Annotated in this window: 19 protein-coding genes; 5 read left to right on the top strand and 14 right to left on the bottom strand. The window is 61.2% G+C overall.

Annotated elements, in window-relative coordinates; translation table 11 throughout:
- Nucleotides 1-61 precede the first annotated feature (61 nt).
- The 8 genes from rseP to rpsB form a co-directional block, all read right to left on the bottom strand.
- Complete coding sequence (gene rseP / locus ACZ5TB_RS06405) at nt 62-1195, bottom strand: RIP metalloprotease RseP (protein ID WP_464792430.1); 1134 nt, start codon at nt 1193-1195, stop codon at nt 62-64.
- Entirely contained in the window at nt 1192-2352 is a 1161-nt protein-coding gene (locus tag ACZ5TB_RS06410; protein ID WP_464792431.1) for a 1-deoxy-D-xylulose-5-phosphate reductoisomerase, read from the bottom strand. The genes rseP and ACZ5TB_RS06410 overlap by 4 nt, the downstream gene beginning before the upstream one ends.
- Nucleotides 2349-3119, bottom strand: coding sequence for a phosphatidate cytidylyltransferase (locus tag ACZ5TB_RS06415; RefSeq protein ID WP_464792432.1), 771 nt, complete (start codon nt 3117-3119; stop codon nt 2349-2351). The genes ACZ5TB_RS06410 and ACZ5TB_RS06415 overlap by 4 nt, the downstream gene beginning before the upstream one ends.
- 3 nt (nt 3120-3122) lie before the next feature.
- Nucleotides 3123-3866 carry an isoprenyl transferase gene (locus ACZ5TB_RS06420; RefSeq protein WP_464789076.1) on the bottom strand — a complete coding sequence of 248 codons (744 nt, stop codon included), beginning with the start codon at nt 3864-3866 and terminating at the stop codon, nt 3123-3125.
- 43 nt (nt 3867-3909) lie between these two features.
- Nucleotides 3910-4467: a ribosome recycling factor gene (gene frr, locus ACZ5TB_RS06425; RefSeq protein WP_196224069.1), complete on the bottom strand. Its 558-nt coding sequence runs from the start codon at nt 4465-4467 to the stop codon at nt 3910-3912.
- A gap of 6 nt (nt 4468-4473) precedes the next feature.
- Nucleotides 4474-5199 carry a UMP kinase gene (pyrH, locus tag ACZ5TB_RS06430; RefSeq protein ID WP_464792433.1) on the bottom strand — a complete coding sequence of 242 codons (726 nt, stop codon included), beginning with the start codon at nt 5197-5199 and terminating at the stop codon, nt 4474-4476.
- A 161-nt stretch (nt 5200-5360) separates the two neighbouring features.
- Nucleotides 5361-6293 (bottom strand): translation elongation factor Ts, encoded by a 933-nt coding sequence (tsf, locus tag ACZ5TB_RS06435; RefSeq protein WP_464792434.1) that lies wholly within the window; start codon nt 6291-6293, stop codon nt 5361-5363.
- A 115-nt stretch (nt 6294-6408) separates the two neighbouring features.
- Nucleotides 6409-7167, bottom strand: coding sequence for a 30S ribosomal protein S2 (gene rpsB, locus ACZ5TB_RS06440; RefSeq protein WP_196224072.1), 759 nt, complete (start codon nt 7165-7167; stop codon nt 6409-6411).
- A gap of 245 nt (nt 7168-7412) precedes the next feature.
- Between rpsB and ACZ5TB_RS06445 the strand changes: the two genes are divergently transcribed.
- Nucleotides 7413-7640 carry a hypothetical protein gene (locus ACZ5TB_RS06445; protein WP_464792502.1) on the top strand — a complete coding sequence of 76 codons (228 nt, stop codon included), beginning with the start codon at nt 7413-7415 and terminating at the stop codon, nt 7638-7640.
- Nucleotides 7641-7649: 9 nt separating this feature from the next.
- On the opposite strand, the gene ACZ5TB_RS06450 is transcribed toward ACZ5TB_RS06445, so the two are convergent.
- Nucleotides 7650-8429, bottom strand: coding sequence for a CDP-alcohol phosphatidyltransferase family protein (locus ACZ5TB_RS06450; RefSeq protein ID WP_449471761.1), 780 nt, complete (start codon nt 8427-8429; stop codon nt 7650-7652).
- Nucleotides 8426-9160 carry a phosphatidylserine decarboxylase gene (locus ACZ5TB_RS06455; protein ID WP_464792435.1) on the bottom strand — a complete coding sequence of 245 codons (735 nt, stop codon included), beginning with the start codon at nt 9158-9160 and terminating at the stop codon, nt 8426-8428. Before ACZ5TB_RS06455 ends, ACZ5TB_RS06450 begins: the two co-directional genes overlap by 4 nt.
- Before the next feature lie 162 nt (nt 9161-9322).
- Here ACZ5TB_RS06455 and ACZ5TB_RS06460 point away from each other — a divergent pair, with 162 nt between their 5' ends.
- Entirely contained in the window at nt 9323-10543 is a 1221-nt protein-coding gene (locus ACZ5TB_RS06460) for an NADP-dependent isocitrate dehydrogenase (protein WP_464792436.1), read from the top strand.
- A gap of 85 nt (nt 10544-10628) precedes the next feature.
- Nucleotides 10629-12242 (top strand): GNAT family N-acetyltransferase, encoded by a 1614-nt coding sequence (locus ACZ5TB_RS06465; protein WP_464792437.1) that lies wholly within the window; start codon nt 10629-10631, stop codon nt 12240-12242.
- A gap of 117 nt (nt 12243-12359) precedes the next feature.
- Here the strand turns inward: ACZ5TB_RS06465 and hisC are convergent, their stop codons facing one another.
- On the bottom strand, nt 12360-13427 hold the full coding sequence (gene hisC / locus ACZ5TB_RS06470) for a histidinol-phosphate transaminase (RefSeq protein ID WP_464792438.1): 1068 nt from the start codon (nt 13425-13427) through the stop codon (nt 12360-12362).
- Between the two features lie 293 nt (nt 13428-13720).
- Here hisC and ACZ5TB_RS06475 point away from each other — a divergent pair, with 293 nt between their 5' ends.
- Nucleotides 13721-13915: a KTSC domain-containing protein gene (locus ACZ5TB_RS06475; protein WP_464792439.1), complete on the top strand. Its 195-nt coding sequence runs from the start codon at nt 13721-13723 to the stop codon at nt 13913-13915.
- Here ACZ5TB_RS06475 and glmS read toward each other — a convergent pair.
- From glmS to glmU, 3 genes are all read right to left on the bottom strand, one after another.
- The gene (gene glmS / locus ACZ5TB_RS06480) at nt 13902-15725 is read right to left on the bottom strand and encodes a glutamine--fructose-6-phosphate transaminase (isomerizing) (protein ID WP_464792440.1); all 1824 of its coding nucleotides are present in this window, start codon (nt 15723-15725) and stop codon (nt 13902-13904) included. The two genes, ACZ5TB_RS06475 and glmS, sit on opposite strands and share 14 nt — an antisense overlap.
- 92 nt (nt 15726-15817) lie before the next feature.
- Nucleotides 15818-16567: a metallophosphoesterase gene (locus ACZ5TB_RS06485; RefSeq protein WP_464792441.1), complete on the bottom strand. Its 750-nt coding sequence runs from the start codon at nt 16565-16567 to the stop codon at nt 15818-15820.
- A 104-nt stretch (nt 16568-16671) separates the two neighbouring features.
- Nucleotides 16672-17964, bottom strand: coding sequence for a bifunctional UDP-N-acetylglucosamine diphosphorylase/glucosamine-1-phosphate N-acetyltransferase GlmU (glmU, locus tag ACZ5TB_RS06490; protein WP_464792503.1), 1293 nt, complete (start codon nt 17962-17964; stop codon nt 16672-16674).
- A 155-nt stretch (nt 17965-18119) separates the two neighbouring features.
- Here glmU and ACZ5TB_RS06495 point away from each other — a divergent pair, with 155 nt between their 5' ends.
- The gene (locus ACZ5TB_RS06495; protein ID WP_464792442.1) at nt 18120-18788 is read left to right on the top strand and encodes an HAD family hydrolase; all 669 of its coding nucleotides are present in this window, start codon (nt 18120-18122) and stop codon (nt 18786-18788) included.
- The last annotated feature ends 62 nt before the right edge of the window (nt 18789-18850 follow it).

Genomic DNA, 18850 nt, shown 5'->3' on the forward strand with positions numbered 1-18850 from the left:
GCATATGTTCGTTCACGCCGGGAAACACGGCGCTAAATCGCGCCTCCCTGCCCGATACGGCTTAGCCGATCAAGCCGGACAGGCGTTCCCAGAGCCCGAAAGAAGATAAATCGTTGAAAGTCACCAGCATCATCATGGCCAGGAGTACCGCCAGACCCGAACGATACGCCCAATCCTGCACGCGCGGACTGACGGGCCTGCGCTGTATCGCCTCCACCCCGTAAAACAGCAGATGTCCGCCATCCAGCATGGGAATTGGCAACAGGTTGATGAACCCCAAGTTAATCGAGATGAGGGCCATGAAGAATACGAAGCTTTCAACCCCCAAAGTCGCGGCCTGACCCGAAACCTCCGCGATCTTGAGTGGTCCGCCCAGTTCCTTATACGACCGGCCGCCGCCCAATATCTGCCCCAGCGTCTCGACCATCGTACGGATGATCTGGCCCGTCTGCTTGAGAGCGACAACAGGCGCGCGCCAGAGCTCCACCGGCTCAATCACCGGCTGTCCAGGAGCGATGCCCAGCCGCCCGACCTTGAAACTGTTGCCGAAGCCATCGCGCTCCTGAACGGCGCCGACACTGCCCTGCTTCTCAACAGTTTTGCCCGCCCGCTCGAGCAGGATGGTCACCGGTTGACCGGGACGGATCTGCGCATAAAGGCGGAGGTCGTCGAAGGTCGCCATTTCCCGCCCATTGAGCGACAGAATACGATCTCCGGGCTGGATGCCCGCCGCCGCCGCTGCACTGCGTGGCTGCACCTTCCCCACGACCGCCGGGGTTCGGCTCTCGCCATAAGCGAAGGCGAATGTGGACAGGATCAGGATGGCAAACAGAAAATTGATGAACGGCCCTGCCGCGACGATTGCCGCCCTTTGCCACAGCGGCTTGGCCGGAAAGCTTTCGGCGCGCTCGCTCGCGGGAAGCTGCAACCATGCGGGATCTGCCTGGCTGGCGGCGTTCATGTCACCCTTGAAGCGGACATAGCCACCCAGCGGCAAAGCGCCGATGCGCCAGCGTGTACCGCGCCGGTCCACCCATGCGGCAATCTCCGGGCCAAAGCCGATCGAAAAGGCTTCCGCCTTCACGCCACACCAGCGGCCGACCAGATAATGGCCGAGTTCATGCACGAAAACGAGCGGCCCGATGACCGCTACAAAGGCGAGGACCGTCAACAGGAACCCGGGATTTTGGATCAAGCCGTCAATCTTTCCATCACTTGGCCCGCCATGCGTCGCGCCTGTGCATCTGCTTCCAGCACATCGTCGATCCCGCTTGGCACTGGCGCGCTATAGCGGTTCAGAACGTCCTCCACAATCATGGCGATATCAAGGAAGCCGATGGCCTCATTCAGGAACGCCGCCACCGCCACTTCATTGGCGGCATTCAGGATCGCAGGCGCCAGCCCGCCCTGTTCCGCCGCCTGTCGCGCCAGACGAAGCGCGGGGAAGCGGACATCGTCGGGAGCCTCAAAATCAAGCCGCCCCGCCTGGGCAAGGTTCAGCGGCTGGCAGGGCGTTTCCATCCGATTGGGCCAGGCGAGCGCACTGGCGATGGGAATGCGCATATCCGGTGATCCAAGCTGCGCCAGGGTCGACCGATCCCGATATTCGACCATCGAATGGATGATCGATTGGGGATGAACCAAAATTTCGATGCGCTCCAGCCCCACGGGGAACAGATGAGCAGCCTCGATCAGTTCCAGGCCCTTGTTCATCATCGTGGCGCTATCGACGCTGATCTTCGCGCCCATCGACCAATTGGGATGCGCCACGGCCTGCGCTGGCGTTATGTGACGCATCTCTTCCCGGCTGCGCGTGCGGAACGGGCCGCCACTCGCCGTCAGGATGATCCTTGCCACATCATCCAAGCCGCTTCCGGCAAGGCACTGAAAAATAGCATTATGCTCGCTATCGACCGGCAGCAATGTAGCACCCGAATGCTCCGCTGCGTCCATCATCAGCGCACCCGCCGATACGAGCGATTCTTTGTTGGCAAGGGCCACCGTGCCACCCGCCTTCAGCGCCGCCATCGTGGGACGCAGGCCCGCACAGCCAACGATCGCGGCCATGGTCCAGTCCGCCCCCGTCTCTGCCGCCTCGATCAGAGCAGCTTCGCCCGCTGCGACCCTGATCCCAGACCCCTGCAACGCCGCCTTTAGCGCATCGTAGTGGGCGGCGTCGCCTATCACAGCCATGTGGGCGTTGCACCGGCGCGCCACCGTGGCCAGCCCATCGACGTCGCTATGCGCGGTCAGTGCCACCACTTCAAACGCATCGCGATCACGCTCGATCAGATCGAGCGTCGACATGCCGACCGACCCTGTCGCGCCAAAGATGGAAACCTTGCGCGTCATGGGAACACCAGCAAAAGATAGAGGGCAGCAGCGAGCGGCGCCGCCGCGACGACCCCGTCCAAACGGTCCATCACGCCGCCATGGCCCGGCAGCAGGGTCCCGCTGTCCTTGACACCGGCACGGCGCTTCATCGCGCTTTCCAGCAGGTCGCCCAGTTGCGCCGCCACCGCCAGCAGCCCGCTCGCCGCGGCAAGCTGGATCGGCAACCCTGCGAAACGATGCAGCACGAAACCCAGGATCAACGCCGCCAACACGCCGCCGCCCAGCCCCGCCCAGGTCTTGGAAGGGCTGACCCTTGGCGCCAGCTTTGGGCCACCGATCGAACGCCCCGCGAAATAAGCGCCAATATCGGTCGCCCACACCAGCGACAAAGTCCAGAAGGCGAGCAGAAGCCCGCCCGGCTGCTGTTGACGCAGAAAGATGAGCGCCATCACCGGCACGAAAACGTAGAATATCCCCAGCGAGAGCCGAGCCGATCGCGTGACCAGGACTACAAAGAAGAAAGCGGCGACCGCAAGCGTGAAGGCTGTCCACGACAGGCCCGCCGCCAGCGGACAGAGCAGCGCCAGCGGCACGGACACCGCAAACATCGAAAGCCGCCGATGCTCAGGCGAAGCGCCCGTAAGGTCCGCCCACTCCCCCTGCATCAGCACGCCAGCGACGACGAGCAGCAACCAGAAGAAGAAGCCCCCGAAGTAAAGGGCGGCGGAGGCCAAGGCTATAAGCAGCAGTCCAACGACCGCGCGGGTGCGAAGCTCACTGGACATCGGTCAAAGCCCGCCGAAGCGGCGGTCCCTCAAACGGAAGGCGTCAAGTGCCTCGGCAAGCGCCCTCGCATCGAAATCGGGCCAAAGCATATCGGTAAAATATAGCTCGGCATACGCTGCCTGCCACAGCATGAAATTGCTCAGCCGCTGCTCTCCCGACGTCCGGATCAGCAGGTCGAGCGGCGGCAGATCGGCCGTGTCCAATCCCGCCTCAACATCTTCCAACCGAACGGCTTCGGGATCGATTTCGCCAGCCCGCACCCGTTGCGCGATAGTCTGGACCGCTCGCACCATTTCGTCCTGCGCGCCATAATTAAGCGCGATCGCGATGATCGGTCCATTGTTGGACGCGGTTCGCGCCACTGCACGCTCGATCAGGTCGACGAGAGACGGATCAAGCGCCTGATAGTTGCCGATCACCCGCAACCGCACGCCATTGGCATGAAATTCGTCGAGGTCCGATTCGATGAAGCGCCGCAGCAGCCCCATAAGGTCTGCCACTTCATTTGCCGGTCGCTTCCAATTCTCCGAGGAGAAGGCGTAGAGCGTCAAGCATTCCAGCCCAAGGTCTCGCGCGGCCCGAGCAACCCTACGGACCGCTTCGACGCCAGCCCGATGTCCTGCGATACGCGGCAGGAACCGCTTCTTCGCCCAGCGGCCATTACCATCCATGATGATGGCGACATGGCGCGCACCATGGCCGGACGCGCCGTCATGAGCGAAGTCGGATTTGGCTTGGCTGGCCATCAAAGTTGCGCGCGAGCGATGAACACGGAGGGAGCGTCCCGGCTTACTGGCCGAGAATTTCCTTCTCCTTGGCCGCCGTGACAGCATCGATATCCGAGATGGTGCTATCCGTCAGCTTCTGCACCTCTGTCTCCAACCGCTTGCGTTCGTCCTCGCTGATTTCGCCCTTCTTTTCGTCGGCCTTCAGATGGTCCATGCCATCGCGGCGAACGTTGCGGACGGCGACGCGGGCGCCCTCGGCATATTTGCTGGCGAGCTTGGCCAGTTCCTTGCGACGTTCCTCGGTCAGGTCGGGGATCGGCAGACGCAGCGTCTGACCGTCCATGATCGGATTAAGGCCAAGGCCCGCCGAGCGGATCGCCTTGTCACAGGGGCCGACATTGCTCTTGTCCCACACCTGCACCGACAACATGCGCGGTTCGGGAGCCGAGACGGTTGCCACCTGATTAAGCGGCATATGCGCGCCATACACCTCGACCGTGACCGGATCGAGCAACTGGATATTGGCCCGGCCGGTACGCAGACCCGCCAGATCACCTTTCAGCGATTCGACGGCGCCGTGCATGCGGCGTTCGAGGTCGGCCTTGTCATATTGAGCCATGGTCTTTCAGTGCTCCTGATTTTGCACGATCGTTGCAACTCCGTCCCCGGCCAGCACTTTTGTCAGATTGCCGGTTTCGCGGATGTTGAAGACGACGATGGGGATATTGTTTTCGCGGCAGAGAGCAATGGCGCTCGCGTCCATGACCTTCAGATTATCGTTCAGCACCTTGTCGAAGCTGATCTCATCATAACGCGCAGCGTCGGCTACCTTCTTGGGGTCGGCATTATAAATGCCGTCCACGCTGGTGCCCTTGAACAGCGCGTCGCAGTTCATCTCGGCCGCGCGCAGTGCCGCCGTGGTATCGGTGGTGAAGAAAGGACTGCCGGTGCCCGCCGCGAAGATGACGATCCGGCCCTTTTCCATGTGCCGCACCGCCTTGCGCCGAATATAGGGCTCGCACACGGTCGCCATCGGAATGGCCGATTGAACGCGCGTGTCATAGCCGATCTTTTCCAGCGCATTCTGCACCGCCAAAGCGTTCATGACGGTAGCGAGCATGCCCATATAATCGGCGCTCGTGCGGTCGAAGCCCTTGGCGGCTCCCGCCAGGCCACGAAAGATGTTGCCGCCGCCGACAACGACGCAGATTTCGAAGCCCGCATCCTTCGCCGCAGCAATTTCGGACGCGACACGGTTCACGGTTTCCGGCTCGATGCCGAATTGCCCCTGCCCCATCAGCACTTCGCCCGAGAGTTTCAGCAGGATGCGCTTGAACGGCGGACGAGTCATGCGGAGTAAAATTCCATCAATTGGAGCAGACAAAGGAATGGCGCGCACCTTAGGCAGCGCGCGCCATTCTGTGAAGTCCTTAGCGTGCTTGGGCAACTTGTCGAGAAGCGTTGCCCCCCGCATGCCGCCCTAAGCGAACATTCTGTCGGATCAGGCCCGGATCAAACGCCTGCGGCCGCAGCGACTTCAGCGGCGAAGTCGCTCGTTTCCTTCTCGATGCCTTCACCAAGCTGGAAGCGGACATAGTTCTTCAGCCTGATCGAAGCACCTGCATCCTTCGCCGCCGCCGCGATAACGTCCTGCACCGGAGTTTTACCATCCATCACAAAGGCCTGCGTCAGAAGAGCATTTTCCTTGCGGAACTTTTCGACCGGTCCATTGATGATCTTGGCAGCGATCTCTTCGGACTTTCCAGCAATCTTGTCGGCGTTCTTTTCACGCGCGATCGCAGCTTCGCGCTCGATGATTGCAGGATCGATGTCATCGGCCGACAGCGCCAGCGGGAAGGCGGCAGCGATGTGCATCGCGATCTGCTTGCCCAGCGGCTCCAGCACGTCAGCAGGCGCATCGCCTTCCAGCGCGACCAGCACGCCGATCTTGCCGAGGCCCGGCGCAGCGGCGTTATGAACGTAGGGAACAACAACGCCCTGGCTCACTTCCAGCTGACCGATGCGGCGCAGGGTTTGGTTCTCACCGATGGTGGCGATGTTCGACACCAGCTTCTCGGAAATCGTGCCACCAGCCGGGTGAGCCTGCGACGACAGCGCCTCTGCATCGGTCGCGCCGGTCTGCAAAGCGACCTGAGCGACGGTGCGGACGAAGTCCTGGAACTGGTCGTTCTTCGCTACGAAGTCGGTTTCGCTGTTCACTTCAACGGCAACGCCCTTGGTGCCAGCAACGGCAACGCCGACCAGGCCTTCGGCAGCGGTGCGGCTCGACTTCTTCTGCGCGGCGGCGAGGCCCTTTGCGCGCAGCCAGTCAACGGCGGCTTCCATGTCGCCATTGGCTTCAGCGAGCGCCTTTTTGCAGTCCATCATGCCCGCGCCCGAACGGTCGCGCAGTTCCTTGACGGCAGCAGCGGTAATCTCGGCCATGTTTCGGCTCCTAATTTCGATGGGGTTCAAATAAACGGGGTTCGAATAAGCACTAGGGCGCGTTCCGGTGGAGCGCGCCCTAGCCTCTTAATCTTGCAGTTCGAAGACCGCGGGATCAGGCCTGAGCGGCGACCTCTTCAACTTCGGGCTCGTCCAGAGCACCGAGGTCAACGCCCGAAGCCTGCTGCGCACCACGGTTGCCCTTGGTGGCTGCTGCGGCAATGGCGTCGCAATAGAGGCGGATCGCGCGGCTGGCGTCGTCATTCGCCGGAACCGGGAAAGCGATGCCGTCGGGCGAGACGTTCGAATCGAGGATCGCGACGACCGGGATGCCCAGCGTGTTGGCTTCCTTGATCGCCAGCTCTTCCTTGTTGGCGTCGATCACGAACATGACATCAGGAATGCCGTTCATGTCGCGGATGCCGCCCAGCGACAGCTCGAGCTTCTCGCGCTCGCGGGTCATCTGAAGGACCTCCTTCTTGGTGAAACCGTGGGTGTCGCCCGACAGCTTCTCTTCGAGGGTCTTCAGGCGCTTGATCGAGCCCGAGATGGTCTTCCAGTTGGTGAGCATGCCGCCCAGCCAACGGTGGTTGACGAAGTGCTGACCCGACTTGCGAGCAGCTTCAGCGATCGGGTCCTGCGCCTGGCGCTTGGTGCCGACGAACAAAACCTTGCCACCGGCGGCAACGGTCGCCGACACGAAGTCGAGCGCGCGGCCGAAGAGCGGCACGGTCTGCGACAGGTCAAGGATGTGGATGCCGTTGCGCTCGCCGAAGATGTACGGCTTCATGCGCGGGTTCCAGCGGTGGGTCTGGTGGCCGAAGTGGGCGCCAGCCTCGATCAATTGGTGCATGGTGACGACAGGAGCCGCCATAATATTTCTCCTTCCGGTTTAACCTCTGGGAATCAGGAACTGGGGCGTCACGCCGTCAGCACCGGATATGTGCGATTCCCATGTGGAATGGCGCGGCCCTTAGCGCGGCGCTACGCGCGATGCAAGGGCTTGACGACGCCCACAAAGTAGAACATATAGAGAACATGGGAACAAATCGGACGTTCGACCGGTTTGGACTTCAATCAGGACCTACGGTTCTCAGCACAGGAAGAGTGAGCGGTCTTATGTTCACCATTGTTGCAGCTACGGTTTTCTTCGCGGCCTTTCTGCTCGCCGCCAGTGTGATAATCGGGATGTTCGCGCTCTATCATGAAAAGATGGTAGCCGCCCTGTTGTTTGAGCCCATCCCTCAAGAGCCGCCAGTGTATCGCCTGCGGATCAGCCGCCGCCGTGCTACGCCAAGTCGCCCGGTCGCTCCCACTGCAACACGGCCGCACGCTTTCGCCGCCTGATCCGTTTCGTCACGTCCCGGTGGCGGTCGCTTGCTGCCGCCGGACTTTAGCGTAGGACATCATCCCAAACGGGATCGTCACGAGATATATGGCGCACAGGAATAGCAGCGTCAGCCAGGGATCCGTGATCAGCAACGCGGCGAGTAAGCCAGCGACGGCGATCGCCTCAAGTCTGATCCTTTTGCGGAGCCGCAGCGCCGACCAAGTGTAGGTCGCAATGCTGGAGATCATCAGGAAGGCGATGAAGGCCGTCCAGGGCGCAACCACATACCAGGCTCGAAAAATTTCCTGCCCTGTGACTAACCACAGATAAAGTGGCACGAACGCCAGTCCAGCCCCCGCAGGCGCTGGCACGCCCGTGAGGAACCCAGCCGATTTATGCGGCTGTATGTCGGCGTCGATATTGGCGTTGAAACGCGCAAGCCGCAGCGCGCACGACAGTGCATGCGCCAGCGCGAATATCCAGCCGAACTTCGGCATGGCATGCAGCGACCAAAGGTACAGGATCAGCGCTGGCGCAACACCAAAGGCGATGGAGTCGGAAAGCGAATCCAGCTCCGCGCCGAATCGGCTTTCCCCACGCAGCAGCCGAGCGATGCGACCGTCGAGCCCGTCCAGCACGCCCGCGATCAGGATGGACAGGACCGCCCTCTCCCACTCTCCGGAAATGCCATAACGCACGCCCGTCAAGCCAAAGCATAGCGCCATTGCGGTGACGGCATTGGGCGCGACCATCCGCAGCGTGATGCCCCGGCGAAGCCCACGCGGGATAGCGCGCCGCTGCCTCATTGCTGGATACCCGAAATGACCCGCATGTCGCCAATCTGGCCCAGGATGGTCTCGCCTGCAACGGTCCTTTGGCCCAGCACCACGCGCGGCGCCGTTCCAGCGGGAAGGTATACATCGACGCGGCTGCCAAAGCGGATGAGCCCGATCCGCTGCCCCGCCGCGATCATGTCGCCCGGTTTCACGAACGGCACGATCCGCCGCGCCACCAGCCCCGCGATCTGGGTGAAGCCGACGCGCAAGCCGTCATGCCGTTCCACTAATATGTGCTGCCGTTCATTGTCCTCGCTCGCCTTGTCGAGGTCGGCGTTCAGGAACTTGCCCGAAATATAGACGACCGACTTCACGGTCCCGCCGATCGGCGTGCGATTAATGTGAACGTCGAACACACTCATGAAGATCGAAACGCGGATCATCGGCTGATCGCCAAGGCCATCCGCGCCCGCCATTTCGCGCGGCGGCGGCACGCGCTGGATCAGCGTCACGAGGCCATCGGCAGGCGCCACGATCGCCCTCTCATCCTGCGGTACGGCGCGCACCGGATCGCGGAAGAAAGCGAACACCCAGATCGTCACCATCACCATCAGCCAGCCGGGTATCGTCCAGCCGACCAGGAACAGCACTATCGTAAACGCCGCAGCAATCAGGCCGAATTTCATCCCCTCCGGATGCACCGAAGGGAAGCGCCACTTCACATTGCCGCCTAAAGCGACGGTGATTTCGTCATTTTCCATGGCATCGTCTTTAGGCACAGTCACTTGCAGTGACAACGGCCGATACCGCCTCCCCGCCCAAATGACATTGCTTCGCAAAAACCTATTGCGCAGTTGAACATTGCCGCCGCTTTCCCTAGGGCGTGTCGCAATTGCATCCAAACGAAGAAGGCGAAGAGGCGCATGGCGAAGATCAAGGTCAAAAACCCGGTCGTGGAGATCGACGGCGACGAAATGACGCGGATCATCTGGCAGTGGATCCGTGAGCGCCTCATTCTCCCCTATCTCGACATCGACCTCAAATATTATGACCTGAGCGTCGAAAAGCGCGACGAAACCAACGACCAGATCACCGTCGATTGCGCCAATGCGGTCAAGCAATATGGGGTCGGCGTGAAGTGCGCCACCATCACCCCGGACGAAGCGCGCGTCGAGGAATTCGGCCTCAAGGAAATGTGGAAGTCGCCCAATGGCACGATCCGCAACATCCTAGGCGGCGTCGTGTTCCGCGAACCGATCGTCATCAAGAATGTGCCCCGCCTGGTTCCAGGCTGGACCGACCCCATCGTCATCGGCCGCCACGCGTTCGGCGACCAGTATCGCGCCACCGACTTCCTGGTTCCCGGCCCCGGCAAGCTGCGCATGGTCTGGGACGGCGCGAACGGCGAGAAGATCGAGAAAGACGTCTTCAACTTCCCCAGCCCGGGCGTCGCCATGGGCATGTACAATCTCGACGATTCGATCCGCGACTTCGCCCGCGCCAGCATGAACTATGCGCTCGACCGCGGATGGCCGCTGTATCTGTCGACCAAGAACACGATCCTCAAGGCCTATGACGGCCGCTTCAAGGATCTGTTCCAGGAAGTGTTCGACAAGGAATTCGCCGATCAGTTCAACGCGAAGGGCATCGTTTACGAACATCGCCTGATCGACGACATGGTCGCCTCCGCCCTCAAGTGGAGCGGCAAGTTCGTCTGGGCCTGCAAGAACTATGACGGCGACGTTCAGTCCGACACCGTCGCGCAGGGCTTCGGCTCGCTGGGCCTCATGACCTCTGTCCTGCTCTCGCCCGATGGCAAGACCGTCGAGGCAGAAGCCGCGCACGGCACCGTCACCCGCCACTATCGCCAGCACCAGCAGGGCAAGCAGACCTCGACCAACCCGATCGCGTCGATCTTCGCCTGGACGCAGGGCCTGGCCTATCGCGGCAAGTTCGACGACACCCCGGAAGTCACGAAGTTCGCCGAAACGCTGGAGCGGGTCTGCATCGAAACCGTGGAAAACGGCGCGATGACCAAGGATCTTGCCTTGCTGATCGGTCCGGATCAGGCATGGATGACCACCGAGCAGTTCTTCGAGGCGATCCGCGCGAACCTCGAAACCGCCATGGGCAATTGGAACTGATCCAGCCTTTTAGGCATTCAGTACGGAAACGGAATAAGGCGGTGCCGTCCAACGGCGCCGCCTTTTCCATGGCGGGAGATCGGCGATGACGACAGCAACACGCAAACGGCTGGAGGTCCGCACTGCGGTGCCCGCCGACGTTCGCGGCATCCAAAGGCTGATCGCGCGCGTCTATCCCGGCATGGCCAACTATTCGCTGGCAACCCTGCGCGGCCAGATCAACAATTTCCCGAACGGCTGCTTCGTCGCCCTCTACGACAACAAAATCGTCGGCTATTGCGCGACCATGCGCGTCAGCCGGTCAATGGCCTTTTCCTTCCACGATTGGGAAGAAATCACCGCCAACGGCTTCGGCACCCGGCACAGCGCGGCTGGCGAATGGCTCTATGGCTATGAAATGGCGGTCGATCCCAAGCTGCGCGGACTTCGCATCGGCCAGCGGCTCTATGACGAGCGCAAGGAACTGGCCGAAGAGCTGGACCTGCACGGCATCGTCATCGCGGGCCGCATGCCGGGCTATGCTCGCGCGAAACGCCGGGTCGATAGCCCCGCCGATTACCTCGACAAGGTGGTCCAGGGCAGGCTGCGTGATCAGGTCATCAGCTTCCAGCTCAAGAACCAGTTCGAACCACTCGGCGTCCTCGAAAACTATCTGCCCGAAGACAAGCAATCCGACGGCCACGCCGCGCATCTGGTGTGGCGCAACCCTTATGTCGATCCCGACGAAGCGCCCGAAATGCGGGTGCCGCGCGGCGTCGAGAGCGTTCGCCTAGCCACCTGCCAGCTTCAGGCCCGCGCCGTCGCCGACTTCGATGAATTTATCCGCAACATCGAATATTTCGTTGATGTTGCAGCAGATTATCGTTCCGACTTCATCGTCTTCCCGGAGCTGTTCACCCTCCCCCTACTCTCCTTCGAAACTAAGAAACTGTCGCCACTGGAAGCGATAGACAAGCTCACCGGCTACACACCGCGTCTGACGAAGGAACTGACGCGCATGGCGCTGGAATATAATATCAACATCATAGGCGGCTCCCACCCGACGCGCGCCGACGATGGCGACATCCAGAACATCGCCTATGTCGCCCTGCGCGATGGATCGGTCCACACGCAGGAAAAGATCCACCCGACCCCCAACGAAGCTTTCTGGTGGAACATCAAGGGCGGCGATTCGCTGGACGTGATCCAGACCGATTGCGGCCCGATCGGCGTCCTCATCTGCTATGACAGCGAATTTCCCGAACTTGCGCGCCGTTTGGTGGATCAGGGCGCGCGCATCATCTTCGTTCCCTTCTGCACCGACTCGCGCCTCGGCTATATGCGCGTGCGCTACTGCGCGCAGGCGCGGGCGATCGAAAACCAATGCTATGTCGTCATGTCCGGCAATGTCGGCAATCTGCCCAACGTCGACAATATGGACATTCAATATGCGCAAAGCGCCATCCTGACACCCTGCGACCTACCCTTCGCCCGGGACGGCATAGCGGCGGAGTCCACCGAGAATGTCGAAACGCTGACCATGGCCGACGTCAACCTAGCCGACCTCAGCTGGGCGCGAGCGGAAGGCACGGTGCGCAACCTCCGCGATCGCCGCTTCGACCTTTATCATATCGACTGGGACAGCAGCCCCGATCATGCCCATGCGCCGAGCGGCGGCCCGGTGCCCGCTGGAGGCCACAATGCGCCTGGCGGTGGGTGAAAAAAGCGAGCGTGGCTACCTTTCGCTCCCTAGCTCATGCACAGGAATGTCTTGGATGGGTGGTCAGGAGACAGTTCGGTGAGCGGTATCTTCAAGCGCATTGCGAACGTCCGTCAGTTAGTCGCGGCGAAGCGTTATTCTCTCTAAACTGTTCAGCAGCAGACGAATTTGCTCGTCGGTTCCTACCGTAATGCGGAGATAGTTGCTGATGCGAGGCAAATTGAAATGCCGCACAAGTATAGCCGCTTCGCGGAGGCGCGCCGCGAGCGTAGCTCCATCGTGCCGGGGATGGCATGCCAATACAAAATTGGCTGCTGATGGCAGGACTCCAAATCCGAGCGCTTCGAGGCCATCGACCATTACATCGCGCGCCTGCATGATTTGTTTTCGGCACAGCTGGAAATAGGCTTCGTCGCGCAGTGAGGCGATGGCACCGACTTGAGCCAAACGATCGATCGGGTATGAGTTAAAGCTATCCTTCACTCGCACAAGCGCCTCGATCAAGGCTCGATCGCCAACCGCATAGCCGACACGCAGTCCCGCCAGTCCACGCGACTTGGACATGGTGCGAACGACCAAAAGATTAGGATGATCGGCGATGAGCGGGATCGCCGTCTCTCCACCGAAATCGACATAAGCCTCGTCAATTACCACCGGCACGTTTGGATGCCGTTCCAGCAGACGAGCAATCTCCGCAAGGCTGACGGCGATGCCTGTGGGTGCATTAGGATTAGGAAATATGATCCCGCCGTTACCGGGGCGATACTCATCAACGCGCAAGTGAAATCCCACGTCCAGCGGCACCGTCTCGTACTCGATCCCGTACAGGCGACAGTAGACAGGGTAGAAGCTGTAGGTGATGTCCGGGAACAGTATCGGCGCATCGTGCTTGAGCAAGCCAGCAAAGGTGTGGGCCAGTACCTCATCAGAACCGTTGCCTACAAAAACCTGGTCGCCATCCACCTCATGATAAGCGGCAATCTCATCCCGCAAGGCTGATGACTGAGGGTCAGGATACAATCTGAGAGTAGAAGTAGCCTCTTGCCTGATCGCCGTCAGCACAGAAGGGGCCGGTCCCATTGGCAATTCATTAGTGTTAAGTTTCACTAAGCCCGGAATAGGAGGCTGCTCTCCCGGCACATACGGCTGGAGATCGTGAACAAACTGGCTCCAAAAACGGCTCATGGCGGTGGTGCTAATAGTGAAGGGCTCTTAACTCAATCTATAGGTTGAGCGCGATCTGAATGACAGTTTCTTGGAAGCGAGCTTTCCCGGGTGACGGCCAATTTTGATCGCCAGCCGACCCTCCTCATTTCGTCATGCCAGCGCACGCTGGCATCTCGGTCGATGGCACTCGAACTCGCCTCACGAGCTCCCAGCTTGCCGCTGGGACGACGAGAAAGGACAACTGCACGGGATCGAAACCACACCACCGCTCGAACATGAAACATCTTCAGCCATCGATCATTACATAAGCCGTGCCATCGACAGCCATTCGCGAATTTCACTATGACGCCGCCGAACACCGGCTGGACGTCCAGTTCGTCAGCGGGAAGCGTTACAGCTATTTCGATGTGCCGGAAAATCTGGCCACAGAGATGACCAAAGCGACCTCGAAGGGCGGCTTTTTCAACCACCACATTCGTGATCGCTATCCCTTCACTCGACGGTGACGGACTTTGCCAGATTGCGCGGCTGATCGACATCGGTCCCCTTCGCCACCGCCACATGATAGGCGAGCAGTTGCACCGGCACCGCATAGACCATCGGTGCGATCAGCGGATGGACCTTGGGCATGGTGATCGTAGCGATGCAGCCCTCGCCCGCCGCCTTCACGCCGTCATAGTCGGAAATCAGCACCACCTTGCCGCCGCGCGCCTGCACTTCCTGCATGTTGCTGACGGTCTTTTCAAACAGCGGTCCGCTCGGCGCCAGAACGATCACCGGCACCTTGTCATCGATCAGCGCGATCGGCCCGTGCTTCATCTCGCCGGCCGCATAGCCTTCGGCGTGGATATAGCTGATTTCCTTGAGCTTCAGCGCCCCTTCCAGCGCCAGCGGATAATCCGGACCCCGGCCCAGATAGAGCACGTCCCGCGCCCCCGCGATCAGGTGCGCCATGCCCTCGATCGACTCGTCATAGGCCAGCGCGCCGTTAAGAGCGGCAGGCGCTTCGGCGAGGTGACGGACCAGCTCCTTCTCGCCCTTCGCATCCAGTCGCCCCTTGGCCCGCGCCAGATTCGCCGCGAATGCCGCCAGAACAGCCAGCTGGCAAGTAAAGGCCTTGGTCGACGCGACACCGATTTCCGGCCCGGCATGGGTCGGCAACAGCAGATCAGCCTCCCGCGCCATGGTGCTGGTGGGCACATTGACGACCGCCGCGATCTTCTGCCCCTCGCTACGGGCATGGCGGAGCGCGGCCAGCGTATCAGCGGTTTCGCCCGACTGACTGATGACGATCATCAGCCCGCCATCCTCCATCACGGGCGCGCGGTAGCGGAACTCGCTTGCCACATCGATATCGACGGGGACGCGAGCGAATTGCTCCACCCAATATTTGGCGACCATCCCCGCATAATAGCTGGTGCCGCACGCAACGATGGTGACGCGGCGGATCGCCCCCAGGTCGAAATCCGGAATGGGGAGCGACACCCGGTCTTCCATCCGCTGAAGGTATGACTTCAGCGTCTGAGCGACGACCACCGGCTGCTCGTAGATTTCCTTGAGCATATAGTGGCGGTGATTGCCCTTGGAGATCAACTCGCCGGTCACGCCGGAAATGGTGATTGGCCGCTCGACAGGGTTGTTGTCCTTGTCAAAAATCTCCGCACCCTCTGCGGTGATGACGACCCAGTCGCCCTCCTCCAGATAGGCAATGCGCTGGGTCAACGGCGCCAGCGCTAGCGCGTCGGAGCCCAGATAGGTCTCACCCTCGCCATAGCCCACGACCAGCGGCGACCCCAGCCGCGCGCCGATCAGCATGCCGGGATGGCTGCGGAACAGGATGGCCAGCGCAAAGGCGCCATGCAGGCGGGGAAGAACTTGCGCCACCGCGTCCTTCGGCGACGCGCCCTGCTCGACCAACTCGCTCACCAGATGCGCGACAACTTCCGTATCCGTTTCGCTATCGAAACGGCGTCCCCGGCCGGTCAGTTCTTCCCGCAGCGGCTTGAAATTCTCGATGATCCCATTGTGCACCAGCGCCACTTCATTGGTCGCATGCGGATGCGCATTGTTCGTCGTCGGCGCCCCATGCGTCGCCCAGCGGGTATGCGCGATCCCGGTCGTCCCCGGCAGCGGATTATCCGCCAATTCCTTCACCAGATTGGCAAGCTTGCCCTCCGCCCGCCGCCGCTCGATCGCGCCCTCATAGACAGTCGCGACACCCGCGCTGTCATAGCCGCGATATTCCAGACGCCTCAGCCCATCGACCAAACGCTCCGCCACATCGTCCTTACCGATGATACCGATGATACCGCACATGAATCCTGAGCCTCAAAGCTATGCAAACAAACGACCAACCCGTTCCGCGCCCACCTATGCCATGATCGACGGAACAGCGACAGGGTAGACAGTCATTCTGGACGAATTGTAACCAACCAGACATCGGGCGGCGAGAGCAGTCTGATCGGCAGGCCACTGGTGCCGATCCCCGCCGACACGATCATGGATTTCGCATCGTCACGATAGACCCCGCAAGCATAGCGGGTGCCGAAGCGAGACGGCACATAGACGATCCCCGCAAAGGGCAGCGCCACCTGACCACAATGCGTGTGCCCAACCATTGCCAGCAACGGCCTGTCGGGCAGGGAGGGAAAAACGTCAGGCCCGTGGGAAAGGACTATCTGCGCGCCGCCGATATCCTTCATCTCGTCTAACACGGCGGGGACATCCGGGCGATCGGTGTAAATATCGCGCAACCCGCCTATCACCAGCGGCCCCCGGCGCACCGCCTGGTCGGTCAAAAGGATGATCCCGATCCGCCGAAAAAGGGCGCGCCATTGGGTGCGGCTGATCTTCGCGTAACGGCGCGCGTCGTGATTGCCGAGTACCGCCACCACACCCATTGGCGCACGAAGAGCTGAAAAAGACGCGATACTCGCTTGCGGATCATAAACCGCACCGCCCTTATGATCGCCGATATAGTCCCCGCCCAGCAGGATAAGATCTGGCTTCAGTCCGTTCACCTGACGAACGATCCGCGCCATTCTGTCCGGACTGTTATCCGGTCCCGACAAATGAGAGTCGGTCATCAGGGCGACCGTTACCGGCCGCCGCGGCGCGCCTTCCGGAAATGGCAGCGCAATGTCTATCCGGCGCACCATGGGCGTAGCCCGCGCATTGGTGAAAAGCCAGATGCAAGAGCCTGCCGCGATCAGGCCAAGCAGAAGCAGCGCCCAAAAGCATCCGCCACGACTGAACGGGGATTTCACTTGGCCGCTTTACGCGCCTGCATGCCAGCGCGGAAACGCGCCGCCCATCCGGGCTTGCCCTCCTGCGCGGGCCGGACGAGGCAAAGAGCGTCCGCCTCTACCTCCTTGGTCACCACGCTCCCTGCCCCGACGATCGCGCCTGAGCCGATCCTGACCGGAGCTACCAGCGCACTGTTGGAGCCGATGAACGCCCCCGCGCCGATTTCCGTCTTATATTTGAAGAAGCCATCATAGTTACAGGTGATCGTACCCGCGCCCACATTGGCGCCTGCCCCGATGGTAGCATCCCCAATATAGGACAGGTGGTTGACCTTAGCGCCTTCGCCCAGTTCCGCCTTTTTGATTTCGACGAAATTGCCGACCTTCGCCTTTGCGCCAATTTGGGCTCCGGGACGCAGTCGCGCATAGGGGCCGATCTCGGCACCCTTGGAGATGGTTGCGCCCTCGATGTGCGAGAAGGCGTGGATGACCACATCATCAGCCACCGTCACGCCCGGCCCGAATACAACATTGGGCTCGACCATGACATCGCGGCCCAGTTCAGTGTCATGCGCGAAGAACACGGTTTCCGGCGCTACCAGCGTCACGCCATCGCGCATCGCCTCGCTGCGCCGCCGGTCCTGCCAGGCAGCCTCGATCACGGCCTGCTCCGCCCGGCTGTTCACGCCAGCCACTTCCCAAGCCTCGGTTTCGATGACGGCACTTTGAGCGCCGGGCAGCATGATGATGTCGGGCAGATAATATTCGCCTGCCGCATTGTCGTTGCCGATCTTGTCGAGCAGGACAAAAAGGTCGGTCGATCGCACAGCCATAAGTCCGGAGTTGCACAGCGTCACGGCTCGTTCGGCCGCGTCGGCATCCTTATATTCGACCATCTTGTCGATGATGCCCTGCCCACTGGTGATGATCCGCCCATAGGCGCCCGCGTCCTCCGGCCTGAAGCCCAGCACCACGGCGCGCAGGTCATCACCCAGGTTCAAACGGTCCAGCATGGCCCGCATGGTCTCTGCCCGCACCAGCGGCACATCGCCATAGAGGATCAATATGTCACCAGCGAAACCGGCAAGCGCGTCATGCGCCTGGGCAACAGCATGGCCAGTTCCCAATTGCTGCTCCTGCACGGCGATCACCGCGCCTGTTCCGGCGACAGCGGCTTCCACTTGCTCGCGGCCCGCGCCAACCACGACGACCTGCCGCTCGGGCTGAAGCTCCGCGACGCTGGCCAACAGGTGCAGCAACATTGGCCGACCCGCGACCGGATGGAGCACCTTATGCTTGGCGGACTTCATGCGCGTGCCCTGCCCGGCGGCAAGGATGATGATGGCGAGTGGGCGGGTGGCGGTCACGGCGGAACGCGTCCTCTTTAGCAGGAAGGTTATGAATCTGATCGCTCTCTGCCACGTTTGCCTTGCCTTTGCCACCGGAGAGGCCGCATGAGCCGCGCATGACCAGCATTCCCTTCGATATAGTGGGTTTCGACCTCGACGGCACCTTGCTCGACACGAGCGGCGACCTCGCCGCGGCAGTCAATTACGCGATCGCGACCGATGGCCGCCCGCCTTTTCCCGTCGATGCCATCCGCCCGTTCGTGGGCAAGGGCGCGAAAGTCATGCTGGAACGGGCGCTAACCGCATCGGGCGGCTATGATGACGCCCTGCTGGCTCAGATGCTGCCGACGTTGCTCGATTATTATGAGCAGAATCTCGCCATCCATTCGGTTCTCTATCCCGGCCTCATGGGCGCCATGGAGGCGTTGGACAGCGCAGGCGTGAAACTCGCGATCTGCACGAACAAGGCAGAACGCTTCACCATTCCCCTGCTCCATCAGATCGGCCTTTCCGAACGCTTCGTCAGCGTCATTGGCGGCGACACGCTTGGCGTAGCAAAGCCGGACCCAGCGCCGATCCACGAGATGATCGCGCGCGCTGGCGGCGGCCGCACGATATTCCTCGGCGACACGATCAACGACATCGCGGGTGCTCGTAACGCGGGAGTACCAAGCATAGCGGTCAGTTTCGGCTTCCTCGACGGCCCCGTCGAACAATTGGAAGCAGACGCGGTCATAGATCATTTCGATGAACTGATGCCGCTTCTCGAAGGTTGGCCAGGCTGATCGTCGGCCGTTTGATCCATAGCGGATGAACATCTCGTCGATTTTGGAAGTATTTTTTAAAC

This window comes from Sphingobium sp. TomTYG74 (assembly GCF_055393875.1).